This window comes from Amycolatopsis samaneae (genome assembly GCF_039541975.1).
GTDB classification, from domain to species: domain Bacteria; phylum Actinomycetota; class Actinomycetes; order Mycobacteriales; family Pseudonocardiaceae; genus Amycolatopsis; species Amycolatopsis samaneae.
This window is the reverse complement of record NZ_BAABHG010000003.1, coordinates 261,500-280,813: the sequence shown is the minus strand read 5'-3', so window position 1 is coordinate 280,813 and position 19,314 is coordinate 261,500. Positions and strand designations below refer to the sequence as shown.

Here is a 19,314-nt window from a genome sequence, read left to right as displayed (position 1 = left end):
CGCGTGTGCGCTTACTCTCGTACTGTTGCCGCCACGAGTTACTGGCGAGTAATTTGATCCGCCAACGCCGCACCGTGGAGGTTCGATGACTGAGCTCGGCGAAATCCAGCAGGCCATCCTGACCGGCGACACCACCGCGGTGGGTTCGCTGCCGATGCCCGAGAGCTACCGGGGAGTGACCGTCCACGCGGACGAGGTCGGCATGTTCGAAGACCTGCCCAGCAGGGAGAAGGACCCGCGCAAGTCGCTGCACGTCGACGAGGTGCCGATCCCCGAGCTCGGCCCCGGCGAGGCGCTGGTCGCGGTGTTCGCCAGCGCGATCAACTACAACACCGTCTGGACCTCGATCTTCGAGCCGATCCCGACGTTCAAGTTCCTCCAGCGCTACGGCAGGCTTTCGCCGCTGGCCAAGCGCCACGACCTGCCGTACCACGTGGTCGGCTCGGACCTGTCCGGCGTCGTGCTGCGCACCGGCGTCGGCGTGCACAACTGGAAGCCGGGCGACGAGGTCGTCGCGCACTGCCTCAACGTCGAGCTGGAGGGCCCGGACGGGCACAACGACACGATGCTCGACACCGAGCAGCGGATCTGGGGCTTCGAGACGAACTTCGGCGGCCTGGCCGAGATCGCGCTCGTCAAGGCCAACCAGCTGATGCCCAAGCCCGCGCACCTGACCTGGGAGGAGGCCGCCTCGCCAGGGCTGGTGAACTCCACCGCGTACCGCCAGCTCGTCTCGCGCAACGGCGCGGACATGAAGCAGGGCGACGTGGTGCTGATCTGGGGCGCTTCCGGCGGGCTCGGCTCGTACGCGACGCAGTACGCGCTCAACGGCGGCGCGATCCCGGTGTGCGTGGTGTCCAGCCCGGAGAAGGCCGCGATCTGCCGCAAGCTCGGCGCCGAGCTGATCATCGACCGCAACGCCGAGGGATACCGGTTCTGGAAGGACGAGAACACCCAGGACCCGAAGGAATGGCAGCGGTTCGGTGCGAAGATCCGCGAGCTGACCGGCGGCGAGGACCCGGACATCGTGTTCGAGCACCCGGGCCGCGAGACCTTCGGCGCGTCCGTGTACGCCGCGCGCAAGGGCGGCACGATCGTCACCTGCGCCTCGACGTCGGGCTTCATGCACCAGTACGACAACCGGTACCTGTGGATGAACCTCAAGCGGATCATCGGCTCCCACTTCGCGAACTACCGCGAGTCGTGGGAGGCGAACCGGCTGATCTCGAAGGGTCTCATCCACCCGACGCTGTCGAAGACCTATCGCCTCGAAGAGACCGGACAGGCCGCGTTGGACGTCCACCGCAACGCGCACCAGGGCAAGGTCGGCGTCCTCGCGCTGGCCCCGGAAGAGGGTCTCGGCGTCCGTGACGAGGAACTGCGCGCCAAGCACCTCGACGCCATCAACGCCTTCCGCGGCGCGTAATCCCGGGGATCGGGCACAGCCGTGCCGCTCATCGACGTGCCCGGTGACATCGCGATGAGCAGTGTCACGTCGGTGCCGTCGCCACGCGGCGCACCAGCGCGTGCACTCACCGCAGGACACCCGCCGCGAACCGGGTGCTCACCCTTCCGGGAGACGCGAGCGACTACGGTAGAAGAATGAGCCTTGGCGAGGAACGGGAGCTGGTGCCGCTGGGAGCCGGCTTCGACGTGGCGAAGCGCGGGTACAGCCGGGCCCAGGTCGACGAGCACCTGGAGCGGCTGGACGGCGACCTGAAGATGCTCACCGCGGACCGGGACGCCGCCATCGCGCAGGCGGGCGACCTGGCCAGGCAGCTGGAGATCGCCCGCGGTGAGATCGCGGACCTCCGCGGCCAGGTGGACCGGCTGGCGCAGCCGCCGACGAGCGTGGAGGGCCTGTCCGAGCGCCTGCAGCGGATGCTGCGGCTGGCCCAGGACGAGGCCGCCGACACCAAGGCACGGGCCGAGGCCGAGGCCGGGCACATCCGGGCGAAGGCCGAGACCGACGCGAGCGCCATGCGCGCCCGCTACGAGCAGCTGCTCACCGAGCTCGACCTGCGGCGCAAGGAGATGGAGGCCGAGCACCGCAAGGTCCTGGAGGACGCGCGGGCCGAGGCCAAGGACATCACCGACAAGGCCAAGGCCGAGCGCGACCGGCTCGACGCGGAGTCCGAGGCGCGGCGCACCCAGGTCGAAGAGGACTTCGAGATCGCGATGGCCACGCGTCGCACCGAAGCCATGCGCGCGCTGGCCGAGCAGGAGGCGTCGAGCAAGGCCGAGGCGGCCCGCCGCGTCCGCGAAGCGACCGAGGACGCGGCCGCCATCCGCGCGAAGGTGCTCGAAGAGGAGACCGCCGCGAAGGCGGACATCGAGCGGCGCCAGCGCGAGTCGGTGGCCGACGCGAACAAGCGCAAGCAGGACTCGATCACCGAGGCCAACGCCCGACTCGCCGAGGCCGCCGACGAGGCACGCCGCCGCGTCCGCGTCGCCACCGAGGAGTCGAACCGGCGGATCACCCAGGCCAACGAGCGCGTCGAGTCGCTGCGGACGGTCCGCGCCGGGCTGGCCGAGCAGGTCCGCGCCGCGCGCACGGTGCTGGCCGAGGCGAGCACCGTGCTCGGCGACGAGCCGGAGATCCCGGCCGAGCTCATGGCACCCGCCGCCGGCGCGCCCGCGAAGCCACAGCCGAAGGCCCAGCCCGCGAAACCCGCCCAGCCGGTCGGGGCCGCGAAGGCGTCCAACGGCGGCGATTCGGAGAAGACGGTCCAGCTCAGCACCGCGAGCGTGCCCAAGCCGCAGCCTTCACCCCGGCCATCCGGAGCGCAGAAACCGACTGGCGAGTAACCTACGTCCCGACAAGGGCGGCCGACGGTCCGCGCGGGTTCGCTGAACCAGGCGTCGTCGCTGCTCACGCGGGAAGTGGCGAGCTTCGGTGGAGGTTGGCGGATGGTTGCGTATCGGACCGTGGTGGTAGGGACGGACGGCTCGGACTCGTCGTTCGCGGCGGTCGACAGGGCGGCCGCGGTCGCCGGCGACGCGGGCGCGAAACTGGTCATCACCTGCGCCTACTTCCCGGCCAGCAAACAGGACGTGGAGAAGGCGCAGGACGTGCTCGGCGACGAGGCGTACCAGGTCGTCGGATCGGCCCCGGCCGAGGACACGCTGCAGTCCGCCAGGGACCGCGCGACCAGGGCGGGCGCCAAGGACATCGACACCGTCGCGGTGAAGGGCGAGCCGGTCGAATCCCTGCGCAAGGTCGTGACGGAGCGTTCGGCGGATCTCCTGGTCGTCGGGAACCGCGGGCTCAACACCCTCGCCGGGCGCATCCTCGGCTCGGTGCCCTCGGAGGTCGCCCGCAAGTCCGGGGTGGACGTCCTGATCGTCCACACCACGTGACCGATCCCGGCGAAGCCGCGGCGGACGCCGGGCTCCAGCAGCGGCTCGAACGGATTCTGCTCGGCGGCAGGCGCAAGTACACCCGCGCGGAGGTCGCCGAGAAGGCCGGTGTGCCACCGGAACGGTCCCTGCGGCTGTGGCGCGCGCTGGGTTTCGCCTCGGTCGGCGACGACGAGGTCGTCTTCACCGACGCCGACATCGACGCCGTCCGCACGGCCGACCAGCTCGTCCAGTCCGGCCTGATCGACCAGAGCGTCGAGGTGGCGATCACCCGCACGCTCGGTCAGCACCTGTCGCGGCTGGCCGAGTGGCAGGTGCACATGCTGTGGAAGCTGATCACCGAACAGCCGGAGGTGGCCGGGAACGAACGGCAGATCGCGCGCCTGGTCGACCGGCTGCTGCCCGAACTGGAGCAGGTGCAGAACTTCGTCTGGCGCCGTCATCTCGCGGCCTACGCCGGCCGCGCGCTGGCCTCGGACGAGGATCTGGAGGAACGCACCGAGGTCGTCGGGTTCGTCGACATGGTGGGCTACACCCGGCTCACCCGGCAGATCGACGAGGACGAGCTGGGCCGGGTGCTCGACTCCTTCGAGTCGCTGACCACCGAGGTCATCGCGGAACAGCACGGACGCGTCGTGAAGATGATCGGCGACGAGGTGCTCTTCGTGGCCGACTCCGCGGCCGACGCCGCCGAGATCGCGCTGGCACTGACCGAACGGGCCGACCAAGCGGACGAGCTGCCCGCGGTCCGCGCGGGCATGGCCTCGGGCCGGATCCTCAGCCGCTACGGCGACGTCTACGGCTCGGTGGTCAACCTCGCCGCGCGGCTGACGTCGATCGCCCGGCCGGGAACCATCCTCATCGACAAGCAACTCGCCTCGGAGCTGGAGGACGAGCCCGCCTACGAGGTGCGTTCCCGGCGTCCGGTCTCGGTCCGCGGTTACAGCCGGATGCGTCCCTCGGCGCTGCGGCGGGCACGGGTGGAGCCGACCGGGATGTTCGCGACCTCCCAGGAACTCGCGGCCGAAATGCTCGGCCTCGCCGACGCCGCCGAACCGGAGGCGGACACCGGCGACGCGGCCGAGCAGGAACCGGAAACCCCTGCGGAGTACCGAAAGCGCGGCAGGCGACGTCGGCGCTGACCCCCGAACGGCCGCTGTCGGGCACGCGCTTTCCCGCTAGATTCGGTTTCACCGAGTCAATCTTCCGAGGGGGAAACACATGCGCAGTCATGCCCGCAGAACCGTGCTGGGCGCCATCGTCCTGGCCACCGCGTCGGCGCTGGTGGCGGCGCCCGCCGCGCAGGCGAGCACCGCCGGATTCACCGCTACGGACACGAAAAAGCTGCTGACGACCACCGATCTGGAAGCGATCACCACCGCGGGCGAGGACGGGGTGTGGGCGGTGGGCACCGCGCGCGACAGCCCGTTCGTCGCGCGGTGGGGCGGCCAGGCGTGGAAGTCCGAAAGCTGGACTCCTTCGGTGCTGGGCGGGCTTTCGGCCGTGGCCGCCGCCGGGCCGTCCGACGTGTGGGCGGTGGGCACCCGGCTTTCGCTGTCCCGCCAGCCGCTTCCGCTTTTCATGCACGACAACGGAAGCGGGTGGACCACGGTGGCCGGACCGCCGGACCCCGAGGGCGGTGGCCACCTGCGGAGCGTGGCCGTCGCGGCGCCGGACGACGTGTGGGCGGTGGGCACCGCGGGCCCGGACGCCACACCGCGGCCCTACGCGGCGCACTGGGACGGGCAGTCCTGGCAGGAGGTCACGCTGCCGGACAAGCAGTCGGGGGCGTTGTCGTCGGTGACGGCGGCCGGGCCGGACGACGTCTGGGTCACCGGGGAGGCCGACGTCGTCCTCGGCACCGGCCAAGCGCGTAAACAGGCGATCGTCGCCCACTGGGACGGTCAGCGGTGGACGGACGTCCCGCCGGCCGAGGAGCCGGGCGCCCCGGAGGGGATTCTGCCTATCGGGCAACGGATTTCCGCCGCCGCGCCGGATCAGGTCTGGCTCGTCGGCCAGATCCCGCAGACGTCCAGGACGGTCGTCCAGCGCTGGAACGGCTCCGAATGGACGCGGGGCCCGGCGTTGCCCGCCGAGCAGGCCCGGCCGGGGAACGCGGGACTGAGCGCCGATCCGTCGGGAGTCACGTGGGTTTCCAACTCCGCCAAGAACAGCGTCACCGGTAAACCGCGCCCGGTCTTCGCCCGCTGGTGCGACGGACAGTGGACCGACGTCCCTGTACCGTCCACAGTGGTCACCGGCAACGGCGGCGCGGTGGCCACCACCGCGGACGGCGCGACGACGTGGGCACTGGTCCGCACCGGCACGACGGGAACCCCGGTGGTGTTGCGGTACAACCGGCCGTGACCTGCCGTACCCGACCTCCGTCCACAAAGGAGTATCAGGGGCGGGGGTCGGGCACGGCCCTGATGGCGAGGAACCCGGTCGGCTCGCGAGACAGTCTCTCGTAGCCCTCGCGGTCGATCGCCGCCGCCTCCGGCCTCGGTCGCGGTTCGACCAGCCGCTCGATGAGAAAGCCCGCCGCGCGCAGTTCCTCGCACGTCTGCTCCAGCGGCGCCAGCCAGTACCGGACCCGCCAGCCCTTGCTCCACACCTCCTCGACGATCCGCTCGTCGAAGTAGTTTCCGCCGTGCCGCAACCAGTCGCCGGTGGGATGCATCCGCGAGAACACCAGTGCCCCGCCCGGCCGCAGGACGCGGCGCAGCTCCCGGAACAGGGAGACCCGGTCGTCGACGTATTCGAGCGCGAGCGCGAACAACACCAGGTCGACGGAGGCATCGGGTACCCAGTCGAGCGGATCGGCCAGGTCGTGGACGCGGAACTCGCCGGCGGGGACCCGGTGCCCGGCCAGCTCGACCATGCGCGGGCTGTGGTCCAGTCCGATCACCGTTGCCCCGCGCGCGACGAGTTCCGCGGCGTACAGGCCGGGCCCGCAGGCCACGTCGAGCACGCGGCGCCCGGCCACGTCGCCGAGCAGGTCCAGGCAGGCCGGACGGTCGCAGTGCGCGTTGTAGAGGCCGTCGCGCGCGTGGTCGAGGAACTCGTCGGCGAACACCTCGTACTGCGGCTCCTGGCCCACCATGTCGGTCATGGGTTCAGTCTGCCCCGGACGGCCCCGCACGTCGCGCCCTTATCGCCAGCACCGCGGGGGTCGGCGCGCCGCCCTCCACGAACCGGTCGAGCGTCAGGCCCGCGTCGAGGAAGGCGTGCAGGAGCGCGGGAAGCGGGGTGTGCGTGGCGCCGACCTTGTCCCGTATTCCCCGATCGGTCCAGGATTCCGTGGTCCAGTACCGGTCGAGGTAGCCGGGCCGGATCACCACCGCGCCGGGATCGCCGCGGTCGGCGAATCCACCGCAGAAACAGGGATGGACCCCCACGTGCACGAACACGCCGCCGGGGCGCAGGACCCGGGCCACCTCGCGCAGCACGGCGGGATAGCCGGGCATGTCGGTGTGCACCATCATCGCGAGGACCGCGGGCACGCTGTGGTCCCCGATCGGCAGCCGCTCGGCCTCGGCCCTCGCCACCGGCAACCGGCTTCGCGCGTGCCGCAGCATTCCGCCGGAGAGGTCGATCCCCACCGGCGTCCACCCGAGTTCGCGCACGCCCGCGGCGTGGACCCCGGTGCCACAGCCGATCTCCAGGCAGGGCCCGTGCCCCGGCCCGAGCAGACCGCGCAGCGCGGCGTCGATGCCGATCGGATCGCCGGTCCCCCTGGCGTTCAGGAACTTTTCCTCGTACCAGTCCGCGATTTCGTCGTATGCCGCGTCCGCCATCGTTTCAGCTGAGCACGTTTTCGGCGGTATCGCCGTGGATTTCGCGCGCGGCGGAATGGTGGCCACCCTGACGTCGCGAAGGGGGCGGGCCACGTCGTTCACCCCATTGTGTAGCTACATGCGTTCGACTGTGTCGGTAACGTTGATGGTGTGAGTACCAGCGGCGGCACCCAGACATCGCGCACCGAGTGGTGGCGCGAGGATGCCGACTGCCTGCTGTCCGAACTCGTCCGCACCGAACGCGCACAGCGACGTTTGGCGGCGCGCAAGGAGAAATCCTGGCCGAACTGGAACGCCGCGGAGTCCGGGAAGTCACCGGATACGGCAGTCTCGCACGATTGTTGTGTGAAACCCTGCACCTTCCGTTCTCCGAAGCGAAAACGCGAGCGGCACGCGCGATGGCGTTGAACGGCACCCGCGATCTCACCACCGGCGAGCAACCCCCGATCGCGCCTGCCACGGCACTCGCGGCGGTGGAGGGTGCGGTCGGTGCGGCGCAGATCGACAAGATCCTCGGCGTTCTCGGGAAACTCCCGACAACAGTGTCTGGGCCCGAGCGGGACGAGGCGGAGAAGATCCTCGCCGAACTGGCCCGCGCGGCCGGGCCCCGGGAGATCGACAAGGCCGGGGCGCGGTTGCTGGCTCAGCTCGATCCGGACGGCCCGGAGCCGAAGAGCCCGGAGCCGGAACCCTTCCGGCCCGAGTTCTCCATCGCCCCACACCGCGACGGCGGACACCAGATCAAAGCCCGCGTCGACGACGAGACCTCCGCACGTCTTCAGGCAATGCTCAATCCCTTGGCGAAACCCCGGCCCGCCACCGAAGAGGGCCGGGACACCCGCTCGCCGTGGGAACGACGCGGGCACGCCTTCTCCGAACTCGTCCGCATGTGGGCCGAACATCCCGACCTACCCACCCAAGCCGGAGAATCTACTCACATCGTGGTCACCGTCGGGCTGGAGGAACTACGCACCGGCATCGGGCAGGCCACCCTCGACCCGATCGGCGAGATCACCGCCGCCCAAGCCCGACGGCTGGCCTGCGACGCCAAAATCATCCCCATGGTGCTGGGCACCCACAGCGAACCTCTTGATGTGGGCCGGGCGCAGCGACTCGCAACACCGGCGATCCGCCGCGCCCTCATCCACCGCGACCGCGGATGTGCGTTCCCGGGCTGTGAAGCCCCCGCCTCCCAATGCACCGCGCACCACATCGTCTGCTGGGCACACCACGGGGAGACCAAAGTGGACAATCTTGTGCTCGTATGTTCCATACACCACAAGGTCATCCACCGATCCGAATGGGAAGTCCGCATCGCCACCGACGGACTCCCCGAATTCCTGCCACCCACCTGGCTCGACCCGACCCGTACGCCTCGACGCAACACCATCAACCGAACCTGAGGAGATCCGTCAGGTCAGCCGGTGCGGCACTGTCCGGTAGTCACTCGACAGGCGGAGGCGTGGCGTAGACCTGGCGCCACCGCTGGGCCGAGCGAACCATGTCCTCGCTGACATGGTGGATGAACTCGCCCATGTTCTCCAGCCGGGCACCGGCGGGAGTGGTGGCGCCGAGGCGCCGGGCGCCGGTCCGGCAGGCGGCGGCGATCTGGGCGTCGACGCGCGCGCCGGCGATAACGGCCTGGAACCACATGTCTTCGTCGACCACGTAGCGTTCCGCGCGGCGGCGGGGGTCGCGTTCGCGCCTGATGAGTTCTCGCTCCTCCAGGTAGCCGACGGCCTTGGAGACGGAGGCGGGACTGACCCGCAGCCGCCGCACGAGATCGGCCGAGGTCAGGCTGCCGCTGTCGGTGGTGAGCAGCGCGGAGAGCACCCTGGCCATCATCCTCGGGAGTCCTGTTTGGACGAACAGATCCGTGCTCTGCGCGGCCACCCCGTGCACGGTCCGTGGATCGCGGCCGCCGAGGTCGGCACCTCGTGGTGGCGGAGCCTGCGGAGCGGTCCCCCGGCTGCGCGCGTGCCGCGTTCCGGCCCGGTGGGCCTGGTCGACGCGATAGTCGCCCGGACCGCCGTTGCGCATCACCTCACGGGTGACGGTCGAGGTCGGCCGCCCGATGCCGCGGCCTATCGCGGCGTAGGTCAGACCCTCACGCAGCCCCGCGGCGATCTGCCGCCGGTCGGCCCTGGTGAGTCTTTCTCCAGCCATCCGTGCCCCTGATTCCTTCGACGTCGGAACATCGTAACGCACTATGACCATTGCATTAGCCGACAGCACTGCGCAACGAATCATGGCCTTTGACCTGCATGTTTGGTCGTTGCATCAGTAGAACATGATTGACCGGATCGTGTACGCAACGTAATTTTTTTGGTATCGGAAACCTCACAACGCAAAGGCAACGACATGATCTACACCGACATTCAGCAGGTACTCGACTGGGCGGTGGCCGAGGTCGGCGTCCCCGGCATCGTCGCCGAGGTCAGGGACGGGGACCGGACCTGGTTCGGCACCGCCGGCGTGGCCGATCTCAGGACCGGCGCGCCCCGGCGGCCGGGGGAGCACGCGCAGATCGGCAGCGGCGGCAAGGCCGTCATGGCCGCGGTGCTCCTCGGCCTCGAAGCCGAGGGCAGGCTGAGCATCGACGACCCGGTGAACACGTATCTACCGGGCGTGCTGGACGTCAACGGCTACGACGGTGACAAGATCACCATCAGGCACCTGCTCAGCAACACCGGCGGCCTGTTCGCCACCGGCCTGGCACCGGAGCTGACCGATCGCTACGGCACCCGCGCGGCGTTCCTGGAACACCGCTTCGACAGGTTCACCACCGAAGACCTGTTCAGGATGACGGTTTCCCAGCCGCCGGTCGCCGAGCCCGGTGAGCGCTTCCTTTATGCCAACGGCGGCTTCTACCTCGCCGAGGCGATGATCGAAAAGATCACCGGCACCGGCTTCGCCGAGGAGGCCGAGCGCAGGGTCTTCCGCCCGCTCGGCATGGCCAACACCTACGTACGCCCCCGCGGTGAGACGGGATACCGCGATCCGCACCCCCGCGCGTACTCCAGGCAGTTCTTCAAGGACGGCACCGACATGACCGCGGTCACCGCGGAGAACTGGGAATCGCTGTTCGAAGAGCCCGGCCTCGAACCGCTGGACGTCACCGAGTTCGACACCTCGTGGCTCCCCGGCAACATCGTCTCCACCACCGGCGACATGATCCGGCTCGTCGGGGCGCTGGCGAGCGGGACTCTGCTCCCGAGGGTCCAGCACCAGAAGATGTGGACCACGGTCTCCACCGAGGGCACGAACTGGTTGCCGCACACCCGGTACGGCCTCGGCCTGTTCGAGTTCGACAAGGCGGCCGCCGACGGCCAGGCCCTGCGCGGTGTGGGCGGCAGCTACTGGGGATCCATGTTCTTCACGGTGAGCACCGCCGACGGCGCGCACGTCATCTCCGTCCAGACCAACCTGGAGCTGAGGTCCTGGGAGGTCCTCAGCAGGATCTTCGAAGCAGGGTTCGGGGCTTCCCTCGGCGCGTAAGCCGCTCCCGGCCTCAGGCGTCGAAGTCGACGGTGACCGTCTCCGAGACCGGCAGTGACTGGCAGGTGAGCACGAACCCGGCGTCCACTTCGGACTTTTCGAGGGCGAAGTTCCGCCGCATGTCCACCTTTCCCTCGGTCACCCGCGCGCGGCAGGTGCCGCACACGCCGCCCTTGCAGGCGAAGGGCAGGTCCGGGCGGAAGCGCTGGGCGCCGTCGAGCACGGACGTTTCGCGGGACAGGCTCATGGTGGTGGAGCGGCCGTCCAGCACCAGGGTGACCTCGCTGGCGGCACCGGAGACGCCCGGTTCGGGATGCCGCACCGGCTCCGGTGGGAGATCGTCCACATAGAACAGTTCCTGGTGCACGCGGTCGCCGGGGACGCCGAGCGAGGTCAGCAGTTCCTGGGCACCGGTCACCATGCCGAACGGGCCGCACAGCCACCAGTGCGCGACGTCGGCGACCGGGACCAGCGCGGAGAACAGCGCCGACAGCTTCTCGGTGTCCAGCCGTCCGGTGAACAGTTCCGCCTCGCGGGGTTCCCTGGACAGCACGTGCACGAGTTCCAGCCGGGACGGCCAGCGATCCTTCAGATCGGCGAGCTCGTCGGCGAACATGACCGTGCCGGTGCGACGGTTGCCGTACAGCACGGTGACCGTCGCGTCCGGCGACGCGCCCAGCAGCGACGCCGCGATGGACAGCACCGGGGTGATGCCGGAACCGGCGGCGATCAGCACGTGGTGCCCACCCGCCGCGAGATCGGGGGTGAACGACCCGGTGGGCGGGGCCACCTCGATCTCGTCGCCCGGCCGGACGTCGTGCACCAGCCAGCTCGAAAAGAGCCCGCCCGGCACCTCACGCACGCCGACCCGAGGCCGCTCCCCCGTCGCGGCGCAGATCGAGTACGAACGCCGCTCGTCGCGGCCGTCCACCATCCGGCGCAGGGTGAGCGACTGCCCCGGCCGGAAGTCGAAGTCCGCCGCCAGCTCCGCGGGCACGTCGAAGGTGACGGCGACCGCGTCGGCGCACAGCCGTTCGACGCCCGCCACGCGCAGGGTGTGGAAGGCGGTGCGCCGGGAAACCGTGCTGGTCACTCAGATCTCCTTGACGTGTTCGAACGGTTCGAGGCAGGACCGGCACCGGCGCAGCGCCCTGCAGGCGGTCGCGCCGAACCGTGACTGCTCCTCGGTGTCGGCCGACCCGCAGCGCGGGCACGGGACCCGCGACACCGGGGCGCCCAGGGTGAGCGGGATCGGCCCGGACGGCCGCCGCGGCGCCGTGCCCGGCGGGGCGATCCCGGCGGCGGCGAGCTTCTTCCTGCCGTCCTCGGTGATCCAGTCGCTGGACCACGCCGGGTCCAGCACGGTCCGGATCTCGACCTCGGCGAACCCGGCGCCCCGGAGCGCGTGCTCCAGGTCGTCCCGCATGGTGTCCATGGCCGGGCAGCCGGTGTAGGTCGGGGTGATCGCCACCGTCACCCGGCCGTCGGATTCGGACACCTCGCGCAGCACGCCGAGGTCCGCGAGCGTCAGCATCGGCAGCTCGGGATCGGTGACCGTGGCCGCGACGGCCAGCGCGCTCACCACGTCGCCCCCGGCATCGCCCTGGCCACGCTCTGCAGTTCGGCCAGCAGGAAGCCGAACTGCTCGGTGTGCACGCCGTCCCGGCCCATCCGGCCGGACACGCCCGCGAGCGGGCCCGCCTCGGGGCGGGTCAGCGTCGCGGCCGTCAGCGCCTGGTCGAAAACGGCGTCGACCTCGGAACGCAGCGTCGCGGCGTCGACCACCTCGACCGGGTGCGTCGCGAACAGTTCGCCCACGTAGGGCCAGACCGCGTCGAGGCCCTCCCGCATCCGCTCGTGCGACAGCTCGGTGCCGTCGCCGAGCCGCACGAGCCAGCCCGCGGCGTACTCGCGGTGGTAGGTCAGCTCCTTGACGCCCTTGACCGCGATGGCCGCGAGCACCGGGTCCACACTGGACTCCAGCCGCTGGAACAGGGCCAGCCGCCAGGTGGTGAACACGAACAGCCGCGCGATCAGGTGCCCGAAGTGGCCGCCGCCGAGTTCGGCGAGCCGGACGTTGCGGAACTCGTGCTCGGCACGCAGGAAGGCCAGCTCGTCCTCACCGCGGCCGGAGCCGTCGGCCCTGCCCGCGCGGGCCAGCAGGAGCCGGGCCTGGCCGAGCAGGTCGAGCGCGATGTTCGCGATCGCGACCTCGTCCTCCAGCTCGGGCGCGTTGGTGCACCACTCCTGCAGCCGGTGCGAGAAGATCAGCGCGTCGTCGCCGAGCATCAGGCAGTACGCCGCCAGCGCCGCACCGTCCACACCGGACGGTACCGTGGTGTCCACTCCGGACAGCGGGTCCTCGAACCCGGTGCCGAAGGCCCACCGCGCGTCGTTCTCTTCGGTGATCGCCTCGTAGACGTTGTCAAAACTCATATGTGCGGCACATTCTCGGGAATGTCGTAGAACGTCGGGTGCCGGTAGACCTTGTCCCCGCTGGGTGCGAAGAACGGGTCCTTCTCGTCCGGGCTCGACGCGGTGATGTGCTCGGCGCGCACGACCCAGATCGACACGCCCTCGTTGCGCCGGGTGTAGAGGTCGCGGGCGTGGTGCAGCGCCATCTCGTCGTCGGCCGCGTGCAGCGAGCCGACGTGCACGTGGTTCAGCCCGCGCTTGCCGCGGACGAACACCTCGTACAGCGGCCAGTCGTGGTTCATCGCCGTGCCTCCCGCTTCCGCGCGTGGGCGACCGCCGCCGCACGCACCCATTCGCCGTCCTCGTGCGCGCGCCGCCGCTGCGCGACGCGCTGGGCGTTGCACGGGCCGTTGCCCTTGAGGATGTTCTTGAACTCGTCCCAGTCGACGGCGCCGAAGTCGTAGTGTTCGCGTTCGGCGTTCCAGCGCAGGTCCGGATCGGGGAAGGTGACGCCCAGCGCCTCCGCCTGCGGCACCGACATGTCGACAAAGCGCTGGCGCAGCTCGTCGTTGGTGTGCCGCTTGATCTTCCACGCCATGGACTGCGCGGTGTTCGGCGAGTCCGCGTCCGGCGGGCCGAACATCATCAGCGACGGCCACCACCAGCGGTTCACCGCCTCCTGCACCATCTCCCGCTGCTGTTCGGTGCCGCGCATCATCGTCATCAACAGCTCGTAGCCCTGCCGCTGGTGGAAGGACTCCTCCTTGCAGATGCGGATCATCGCCCGCGCGTACGGCCCGTACGAACTGCGGCACAGCGGGACCTGGTTGCAGATCGCCGCGCCGTCGACCAGCCAGCCGATCACCCCGACGTCGGCGAAGGTCAGCGTCGGGTAGTTGAAGATCGACGAGTACTTCTGCCGCCCGGTGATCAGCTTGTCCGTCAGGTCAGCGCGATCCGCGCCCAGCGTCGCCGCCGCCGAGTACAGGTACAGGCCGTGCCCGGCCTCGTCCTGCACCTTCGCCAGCAGAATCGCCTTACGCCGCAAGGAAGGCGCGCGGGTGATCCAGTTTCCCTCCGGCTGCATGCCGATGATCTCCGAATGCGCGTGCTGCGCGATCTGCCGGATCATCGTCTTGCGGTAGCCCTCGGGCACCCAGTCGCGCGGCTCGACGCGCTGGTCACGCTCGATGGTGTGCTCGAAATGCTGTTCGAGGTCTTCCTCGGACACGGTGGCTGTCACGACTGCTCCTTCGAGACCAGGGTCAGCAGGTCGTACTTCGCGACCGACTCGCCCGCGGAGTTGGTGACGTCGGCGTCCCAGCGGACCTCGCCGTAGTCCTGGTCGATGCGCGGGGTGATCTGTTTGGCGGTCAGCGTCACGGTCAGCTCGTCCCCGGCCTTGACCGGGGTGAGGAACCGCAGGTTCTCCAGGCCGTAGTTGGCCAGTACCGGGCCGGGCTCCGGCGAGACGAACAGGCCCGCGGCGAAAGAGAGGATGAGGTAGCCGTGCGCGACGATGCCGCCGAACAGCGGGTTCGCGGCGGCCGCCTCGGGATTGGTGTGCGCGTAGAAGGTGTCGCCGGTGAACTCGGCGAAGTGGTCGATGTCGGCCAGGGTGACCTGGCGCGGCGCGGTGACCACCGAGTCGCCGATCTTCAACTCCGCCAAGGACTTCCGGAACGGGTGCAGGCCCTCCTCGCGCGGCGCGCCCGCGACCCAGCGGCCGGTGACCGCGGTGAGCGCGGCGGGCGAGCCCTGGACGGCGGTGCGCTGCATGTGGTGCAGCACGCCACGGACGCCGCCCATCTCCTCACCGCCGCCCGCGCGGCCGGGGCCGCCGTGCACGAGCTGCGGCATCGGCGAACCGTGGCCGGTGGACTCCTTGGCGTCGTCGGCGTCGAGCACCAGCAGCCGGCCGTGGTACGGCGCGGCGCCGAGCACGACCTCCCGCACGAACTCCTTGTCCGCGCTCACGATCGACCCGGCGAGGCTGCCGCCGCCGCGCGCGGCCAGCTCGACGACCTGCTCGACAGAGGTGTACGGCAGCAGCGTCGACACCGGCCCGAACGCCTCGACCTCGTGCGGCTCGGAACGGTCCGGGTCGGCCTTGAGCAGCACCGGGGAGAGGAAGGCGCCACGCTCGGCGTCGGCATCGACCACCTCGACCCGCTCGGGGTCGCCGAAGACGACACTGCCCGCGTCCCGCAGCGCCTTGAGCGAGCGGCGGACTTCTTCGCGTTGTTCGAGGCTGGCGAGCGCGCCCATCCGGACGCCGTCGGAGGTCGGGTTGCCGACGGTGGTCTTCGCCAGCCGCGCGCTCGCGGCGGCGGCGACGTCGTCCAGGAGTTCGGCGGGTACGAACGCGCGCCGGATCGCGGTGCACTTCTGGCCGGCCTTGACCGTCATCTCGGTGACGAGTTGCTTGACGTAGAGGTCGAACTCGGTGGTCCCCGGCTTCGCGTCCGGGCCGAGGATCGAGCAGTTCAGCGAGTCGGCCTCGGCGGTGAACCGGACGGCGTTGCGCACGATCGCCGGATGCGCGCGCAGCTTCCGCGCGGTGGAGGCGGATCCGGTGAAGGAGACGAGGTCCTGCGCGGTGACATGGTCGAGCAGGTCGCCGACGCTCCCGGCGACGAACTGCACGGTGCCCTCGGGCAGGATGCCGGATTCGATGATCAGCTCGACCAGGCGCGAGGTGAGGTACGCGGTCTGGCTGGCGGGTTTGATCAGGCTCGGCACCCCGGCGAGGAACGCGGGCGCGAGCTTCTCCAGCGGGCCCCAGACCGGGAAGTTGAACGCGTTGATCTGGATCGCGACCCCGCGCAGCGGCGTGCAGATGTGCTGGGCGACGAAGGTGCCGCCCCGGCTCAGCTGCTCGACGTTGCCGTCGACGTACACGGTGTCGTTGGGCATCTCGCGCTTACCCTTGCTGGAGTACGCGAACAGTGTGCCGAAGCCGCCGTCGATGTCGAACTTCGAGTCGCCGAGCGTCGCGCCGGTCCTCGCCGACAGCGCGTACAGCTCTTCGCGGTGCTCACGCAGGTGCGAGGCGAGCGCCTTGAGCAGCGCGGCCCGCTGGTGGAACGTCAGCTCGCGCAGCGCGGGGCCACCCACCCGGCGGCCGTACTCCAGCGCGGCCGCGAAGTCGATGCCCGCCGACGAGATCCGGGCGGCCTCCTCGCCGGTGACCGCGTCGTGCAGCGGCACACCCTCCTCCGCGGCGGTGTGCCACTCGCCGGATACGTAACTGCGGAGCAATGCCATGGGGTCCGACCCTCTCAGTCTGCGCTGGCGCTGTGTGGTGGCGAGGTGTACTGGTGCCCGATTTACCTACCGTACGTTCGGTAATTCGTCATACTAGCTGCCGCTGGTCTGCTCGCCAAGCCCCTCAGCGCTCACCAGCACGAACGGGCGAGGTGACGGTGTTACCTGCTTTATGCGAGACCGTGACTGAGCGGGGTGACTTGCTTGCTCTCGGTGTCCGCTTCGGCCACGCTGAGCACATGAAACTTCGCAAGCTCACCGACTGCCGCATCGACGAGTGCCCCACGGTCTACCTGTCCGATCGCGGCACCGTGGTCTTCCAAGGCAACACCGTGACCAGCGGCCTACGCCTCGGACCGGGAGAACAAGCCGTAGAGCTACCCTTGGAAGTAGTACGACAGGCGCTTCCCGAGCTGTCCGGAGGTAACTAGATGGTCCAGGCCAGGAAACCTTCCAGCGACCTGTTCGACAGCTACAAACGTTCGGCGTTTCGCCTGGAAACAAAGCAGGTCTACATCGTTCCTGGCCTCGAAGACCCGATCAAGCAGTTCTTGGCCGGAGAACCGATGCCGAAGGAATTCAATGCCGACTGGCATGAAACAGTCCGTGGCTACGTCGCAGCCGGGAAGACCATGCAGCGCGCCAAGATTGTCCGGCGACCACTGACCGACTACAGCCGCTACCTGTTGTCGTGGGGCGTGCCCGGCAACGTCGAAGCAGGTGAGGACTACCAGATCCTCGACCTCACCGACCGTACCGTCGACCTGCCGGAACAGGACTTCTGGCTCTTCGACGACGAGACCGTCCTCCTGCTCAACTTCAACGCGGACGGCACCTTCCGAGATCGTGAGATTGCCGATCCCGCCGACTTGGACCAGTATCGGCGGTGGCGTGACCTTGCGCTGTCCGAAGCTGTGCCTTGGAGCGAATATCGACCTGAATGACCCCAACACCGGCAGCGACCTAGGAGAGATCCTTCGAAAACTGCGCAAAGCGGCCAGCCTCTCGGGTGAGCGGCTGGCCCTTCGCTGTGCCATGTCGCAGTCCACGATCAGCCGCATCGAACGCGGCAAACACCTGCCGAGCGTCACTGATGTCGAACGGATTCTCATCGCCCTGGAGGTCCCGCGCGAGGCCGCCGACAAGATCATCGCCTTGACTCGACGAGCGAACGTCGAGCACGTTTCCGTCCGAGCCTTGGCAGAGAAGGGACTGTGGCGAAATCAGCTCGAACTCAAGGCGCTGACCGAAACCTCAACTGTAGTGCGGTCCTTCCTTCCGATCATGCCGAGCGGTCTTCTCCAGATACCCGAATACGCACGAGCGGTGTTGTCGCCGGTTCTAGTTACTTCATCCGTGCGAGACGTCGACAAGGCTGTAGCCGCGCGCCTTGAGCGGCAACAAGTACTCGACGACACAGCGCGCCGATTCTTATTCCTCATGACCGAGCAGGCGGTCAAGCTGCGACGTGCCGATCGATCGGTCATGACCCGGCAATGCGCCCACATGGCCGAACTTTCCGAACGCCCCAACATCGAGATCGCGGTTCTCCCCTTGACCACCCGCATGCCGGATTCCCCGATGAACACGTTCCTCGCCCTCGATGACCGCATGGTCATCGTTGAACTCTTCTCCGGAAGAGTGGTTTTTCGCGATTACAAGGACATCAAGTACCACCTTGAGCACTTCGACCTGTTCCACAGCCACGCGTTGACCGGCGATCGAGCGCGGGCGTTCCTGCTCTCCGCCCGCGACGAGTTCTCGTGAACCTTCTGTTGAGGAGTTCGGCCATGGCCCTGACCCATGATGAGATCAACGCCCTGTTCACTGGCTTCCAGCAGTCGGCGTTCCGGCTGGAGACCTTGCAGACCTACACGATCCCCAGTGAGCAGGACTCGTTTCAGCGATTCCTGGCGGGTAAACCCAAGCCGAAGGGCTACGGCGAAGCATGGCACGCGCTGATCCGCGGCAAGGTCGAGTCCGGGAAGAGCATGCAACGCGCCAAGGTCGTGCGACGGCCGCTGACCGACTACAGCCGCTATCTGCTCTCACGCGGCGTTCCCGCCAACATCGCCGCCGGTGAGGACTACCGGATTCTCGATCTCACCGACCGCACCGTCGACCTGCCCGAACAGGACTTCTGGCTCTTCGACGACGAAACAGTGCTGCTACTCAACTTCAACGCGGACGGCACGTTGCGCGACCGTACGATCGCCGATTCCGGTGACCTGGACCGGTACCGGCGGTGGCGTGACCTGGCGCTCGCCGAGGCCGTTCCCTGGAATGAATATCGGATGCCCTGACGGGTTTATGTGAGACCCTGACCAAAACTCGCCGACGCGCGCAGCCGCTTTCTACCGTCATCGGCATGGGCGAGAAATGCGAGTGTGGCGGGCGAAACCGGGTACCGCGGAAGAAGTGGAGCCCGTTCGCCGACGGGACGTTCCGGCTCTCGGTCGACGACACCGCGTGGATCCTCCGGCCGACGCCGCGCGGCAGGTACCCGTGGCTGCTCAGCGGCGGCGGGGTCACGCAGGAGGTCAACGCGCGGGACGCCGCGGAGGCCCAGTCGCGGGCCGAGCTCTGGCTCGACATCACCACCCTGGTCCCGCTACCCCCGTGGCCGGACGCCGCCGAGGCCGGGTGCTGAAGGACGCTTTCAGTGCGTTGACCGCACCGAAGGACGCCATCAATGCACCGAACGCACCGAAGGCGTCCTTCAGCACATCCGCGCTCCTGCCGCTGTGCCCGGTCGTGCCGAGGGACGCCTTCGGTGCATCCAACGCAGCGAGGGACGCCCTTGGTGCATCCAACGCACCCAAGGCGTCCCTCGGGCACCACGCCGCGCCGCACTGACGAAGCGCGCGCACAAATGACAGGTCCCGAAAGCGTCCTTCAGCACACCTCGCCCCGGAATCCGCCACCCGCAGCGGCCGAGAACTCTTGACACCGGGCACTGCCTCTGCCTTTACTGAGC

Annotated in this window: 21 protein-coding genes; 12 read left to right on the top strand and 9 right to left on the bottom strand. The window is 69.2% G+C overall.

Annotated features, from left to right (window positions below; genetic code table 11):
• The first annotated feature begins 85 nt into the window (after window positions 1–85).
• The 5 genes from ccrA to ABD987_RS08365 all read left to right on the top strand — a co-directional run bounded on the left by ccrA (window position 86) and on the right by ABD987_RS08365 (window position 5,727).
• Window positions 86–1,426 carry a crotonyl-CoA carboxylase/reductase gene (ccrA, locus tag ABD987_RS08385; protein ID WP_345388826.1) on the top strand — a complete coding sequence of 447 codons (1,341 nt, stop codon included), beginning with the start codon at window positions 86–88 and terminating at the stop codon, window positions 1,424–1,426.
• A 203-nt stretch (window positions 1,427–1,629) separates the two neighbouring features.
• The gene (locus tag ABD987_RS08380) at window positions 1,630–2,808 is read left to right on the top strand and encodes a coiled-coil domain-containing protein (protein ID WP_378214272.1); all 1,179 of its coding nucleotides are present in this window, start codon (window positions 1,630–1,632) and stop codon (window positions 2,806–2,808) included.
• Between the two features lie 102 nt (window positions 2,809–2,910).
• Complete coding sequence (locus tag ABD987_RS08375) at window positions 2,911–3,360, top strand: universal stress protein (protein ID WP_345388822.1); 450 nt, start codon at window positions 2,911–2,913, stop codon at window positions 3,358–3,360.
• The gene (locus ABD987_RS08370) at window positions 3,357–4,502 is read left to right on the top strand and encodes an adenylate/guanylate cyclase domain-containing protein (protein ID WP_345388820.1); all 1,146 of its coding nucleotides are present in this window, start codon (window positions 3,357–3,359) and stop codon (window positions 4,500–4,502) included. The genes ABD987_RS08375 and ABD987_RS08370 overlap by 4 nt, the downstream gene beginning before the upstream one ends.
• 79 nt (window positions 4,503–4,581) lie before the next feature.
• Complete coding sequence (locus ABD987_RS08365) at window positions 4,582–5,727, top strand: hypothetical protein (protein ID WP_345388818.1); 1,146 nt, start codon at window positions 4,582–4,584, stop codon at window positions 5,725–5,727.
• Window positions 5,728–5,761: 34 nt separating this feature from the next.
• Here the strand turns inward: ABD987_RS08365 and ABD987_RS08360 are convergent, their stop codons facing one another.
• Entirely contained in the window at window positions 5,762–6,472 is a 711-nt protein-coding gene (locus tag ABD987_RS08360; protein ID WP_345388816.1) for a class I SAM-dependent methyltransferase, read from the bottom strand.
• Between the two features lie 4 nt (window positions 6,473–6,476).
• The gene (locus tag ABD987_RS08355; RefSeq protein ID WP_345388814.1) at window positions 6,477–7,157 is read right to left on the bottom strand and encodes a class I SAM-dependent methyltransferase; all 681 of its coding nucleotides are present in this window, start codon (window positions 7,155–7,157) and stop codon (window positions 6,477–6,479) included.
• A gap of 188 nt (window positions 7,158–7,345) precedes the next feature.
• Between ABD987_RS08355 and ABD987_RS08350 the strand changes: the two genes are divergently transcribed.
• Complete coding sequence (locus ABD987_RS08350; protein ID WP_345388812.1) at window positions 7,346–8,560, top strand: HNH endonuclease signature motif containing protein; 1,215 nt, start codon at window positions 7,346–7,348, stop codon at window positions 8,558–8,560.
• Between the two features lie 40 nt (window positions 8,561–8,600).
• Here the strand turns inward: ABD987_RS08350 and ABD987_RS08345 are convergent, their stop codons facing one another.
• Window positions 8,601–9,323 carry a MarR family transcriptional regulator gene (locus tag ABD987_RS08345; RefSeq protein ID WP_345388810.1) on the bottom strand — a complete coding sequence of 241 codons (723 nt, stop codon included), beginning with the start codon at window positions 9,321–9,323 and terminating at the stop codon, window positions 8,601–8,603.
• A 195-nt stretch (window positions 9,324–9,518) separates the two neighbouring features.
• On the opposite strand from ABD987_RS08345, the gene ABD987_RS08340 reads away from it, so the two are divergent.
• Window positions 9,519–10,655, top strand: coding sequence for a serine hydrolase domain-containing protein (locus tag ABD987_RS08340; protein WP_345388808.1), 1,137 nt, complete (start codon window positions 9,519–9,521; stop codon window positions 10,653–10,655).
• A gap of 13 nt (window positions 10,656–10,668) precedes the next feature.
• Here ABD987_RS08340 and paaE read toward each other — a convergent pair whose 3' ends face one another.
• From paaE to paaZ, 6 genes are read right to left on the bottom strand one after another with little or no spacing between them, the layout of a single operon-like run.
• The gene (gene paaE / locus ABD987_RS08335) at window positions 10,669–11,748 is read right to left on the bottom strand and encodes a 1,2-phenylacetyl-CoA epoxidase subunit PaaE (protein WP_345388806.1); all 1,080 of its coding nucleotides are present in this window, start codon (window positions 11,746–11,748) and stop codon (window positions 10,669–10,671) included.
• A complete protein-coding gene (gene paaD, locus ABD987_RS08330) occupies window positions 11,749–12,240 on the bottom strand; it encodes a 1,2-phenylacetyl-CoA epoxidase subunit PaaD (protein ID WP_345388804.1) in 492 nt (163 codons plus the stop codon).
• A complete protein-coding gene (gene paaC / locus ABD987_RS08325; protein ID WP_345388802.1) occupies window positions 12,234–13,091 on the bottom strand; it encodes a 1,2-phenylacetyl-CoA epoxidase subunit PaaC in 858 nt (285 codons plus the stop codon). The genes paaD and paaC overlap by 7 nt, the downstream gene beginning before the upstream one ends.
• On the bottom strand, window positions 13,088–13,372 hold the full coding sequence (paaB, locus tag ABD987_RS08320; protein WP_345388800.1) for a 1,2-phenylacetyl-CoA epoxidase subunit PaaB: 285 nt from the start codon (window positions 13,370–13,372) through the stop codon (window positions 13,088–13,090). The genes paaC and paaB overlap by 4 nt, the downstream gene beginning before the upstream one ends.
• Window positions 13,369–14,313: a 1,2-phenylacetyl-CoA epoxidase subunit PaaA gene (gene paaA, locus ABD987_RS08315; protein ID WP_345388798.1), complete on the bottom strand. Its 945-nt coding sequence runs from the start codon at window positions 14,311–14,313 to the stop codon at window positions 13,369–13,371. Before paaA ends, paaB begins: the two co-directional genes overlap by 4 nt.
• Window positions 14,310–16,337: a phenylacetic acid degradation bifunctional protein PaaZ gene (paaZ, locus tag ABD987_RS08310; RefSeq protein WP_345388796.1), complete on the bottom strand. Its 2,028-nt coding sequence runs from the start codon at window positions 16,335–16,337 to the stop codon at window positions 14,310–14,312. The genes paaA and paaZ overlap by 4 nt, the downstream gene beginning before the upstream one ends.
• A gap of 239 nt (window positions 16,338–16,576) precedes the next feature.
• Here paaZ and ABD987_RS08305 point away from each other — a divergent pair, with 239 nt between their 5' ends.
• The 5 genes from ABD987_RS08305 to ABD987_RS08285 all read left to right on the top strand — a co-directional run bounded on the left by ABD987_RS08305 (window position 16,577) and on the right by ABD987_RS08285 (window position 18,987).
• Window positions 16,577–16,768 (top strand): hypothetical protein, encoded by a 192-nt coding sequence (locus tag ABD987_RS08305; RefSeq protein ID WP_345388794.1) that lies wholly within the window; start codon window positions 16,577–16,579, stop codon window positions 16,766–16,768.
• A complete protein-coding gene (locus ABD987_RS08300) occupies window positions 16,769–17,281 on the top strand; it encodes a DUF6879 family protein (protein WP_345388792.1) in 513 nt (170 codons plus the stop codon).
• On the top strand, window positions 17,229–18,104 hold the full coding sequence (locus tag ABD987_RS08295; protein WP_345388790.1) for a helix-turn-helix domain-containing protein: 876 nt from the start codon (window positions 17,229–17,231) through the stop codon (window positions 18,102–18,104). The genes ABD987_RS08300 and ABD987_RS08295 overlap by 53 nt, the downstream gene beginning before the upstream one ends.
• A 23-nt stretch (window positions 18,105–18,127) precedes the next feature.
• Complete coding sequence (locus ABD987_RS08290; protein WP_345388788.1) at window positions 18,128–18,640, top strand: DUF6879 family protein; 513 nt, start codon at window positions 18,128–18,130, stop codon at window positions 18,638–18,640.
• 65 nt (window positions 18,641–18,705) lie between these two features.
• Entirely contained in the window at window positions 18,706–18,987 is a 282-nt protein-coding gene (locus ABD987_RS08285; protein WP_345388786.1) for a hypothetical protein, read from the top strand.
• Window positions 18,988–19,314 lie beyond the last annotated feature (327 nt).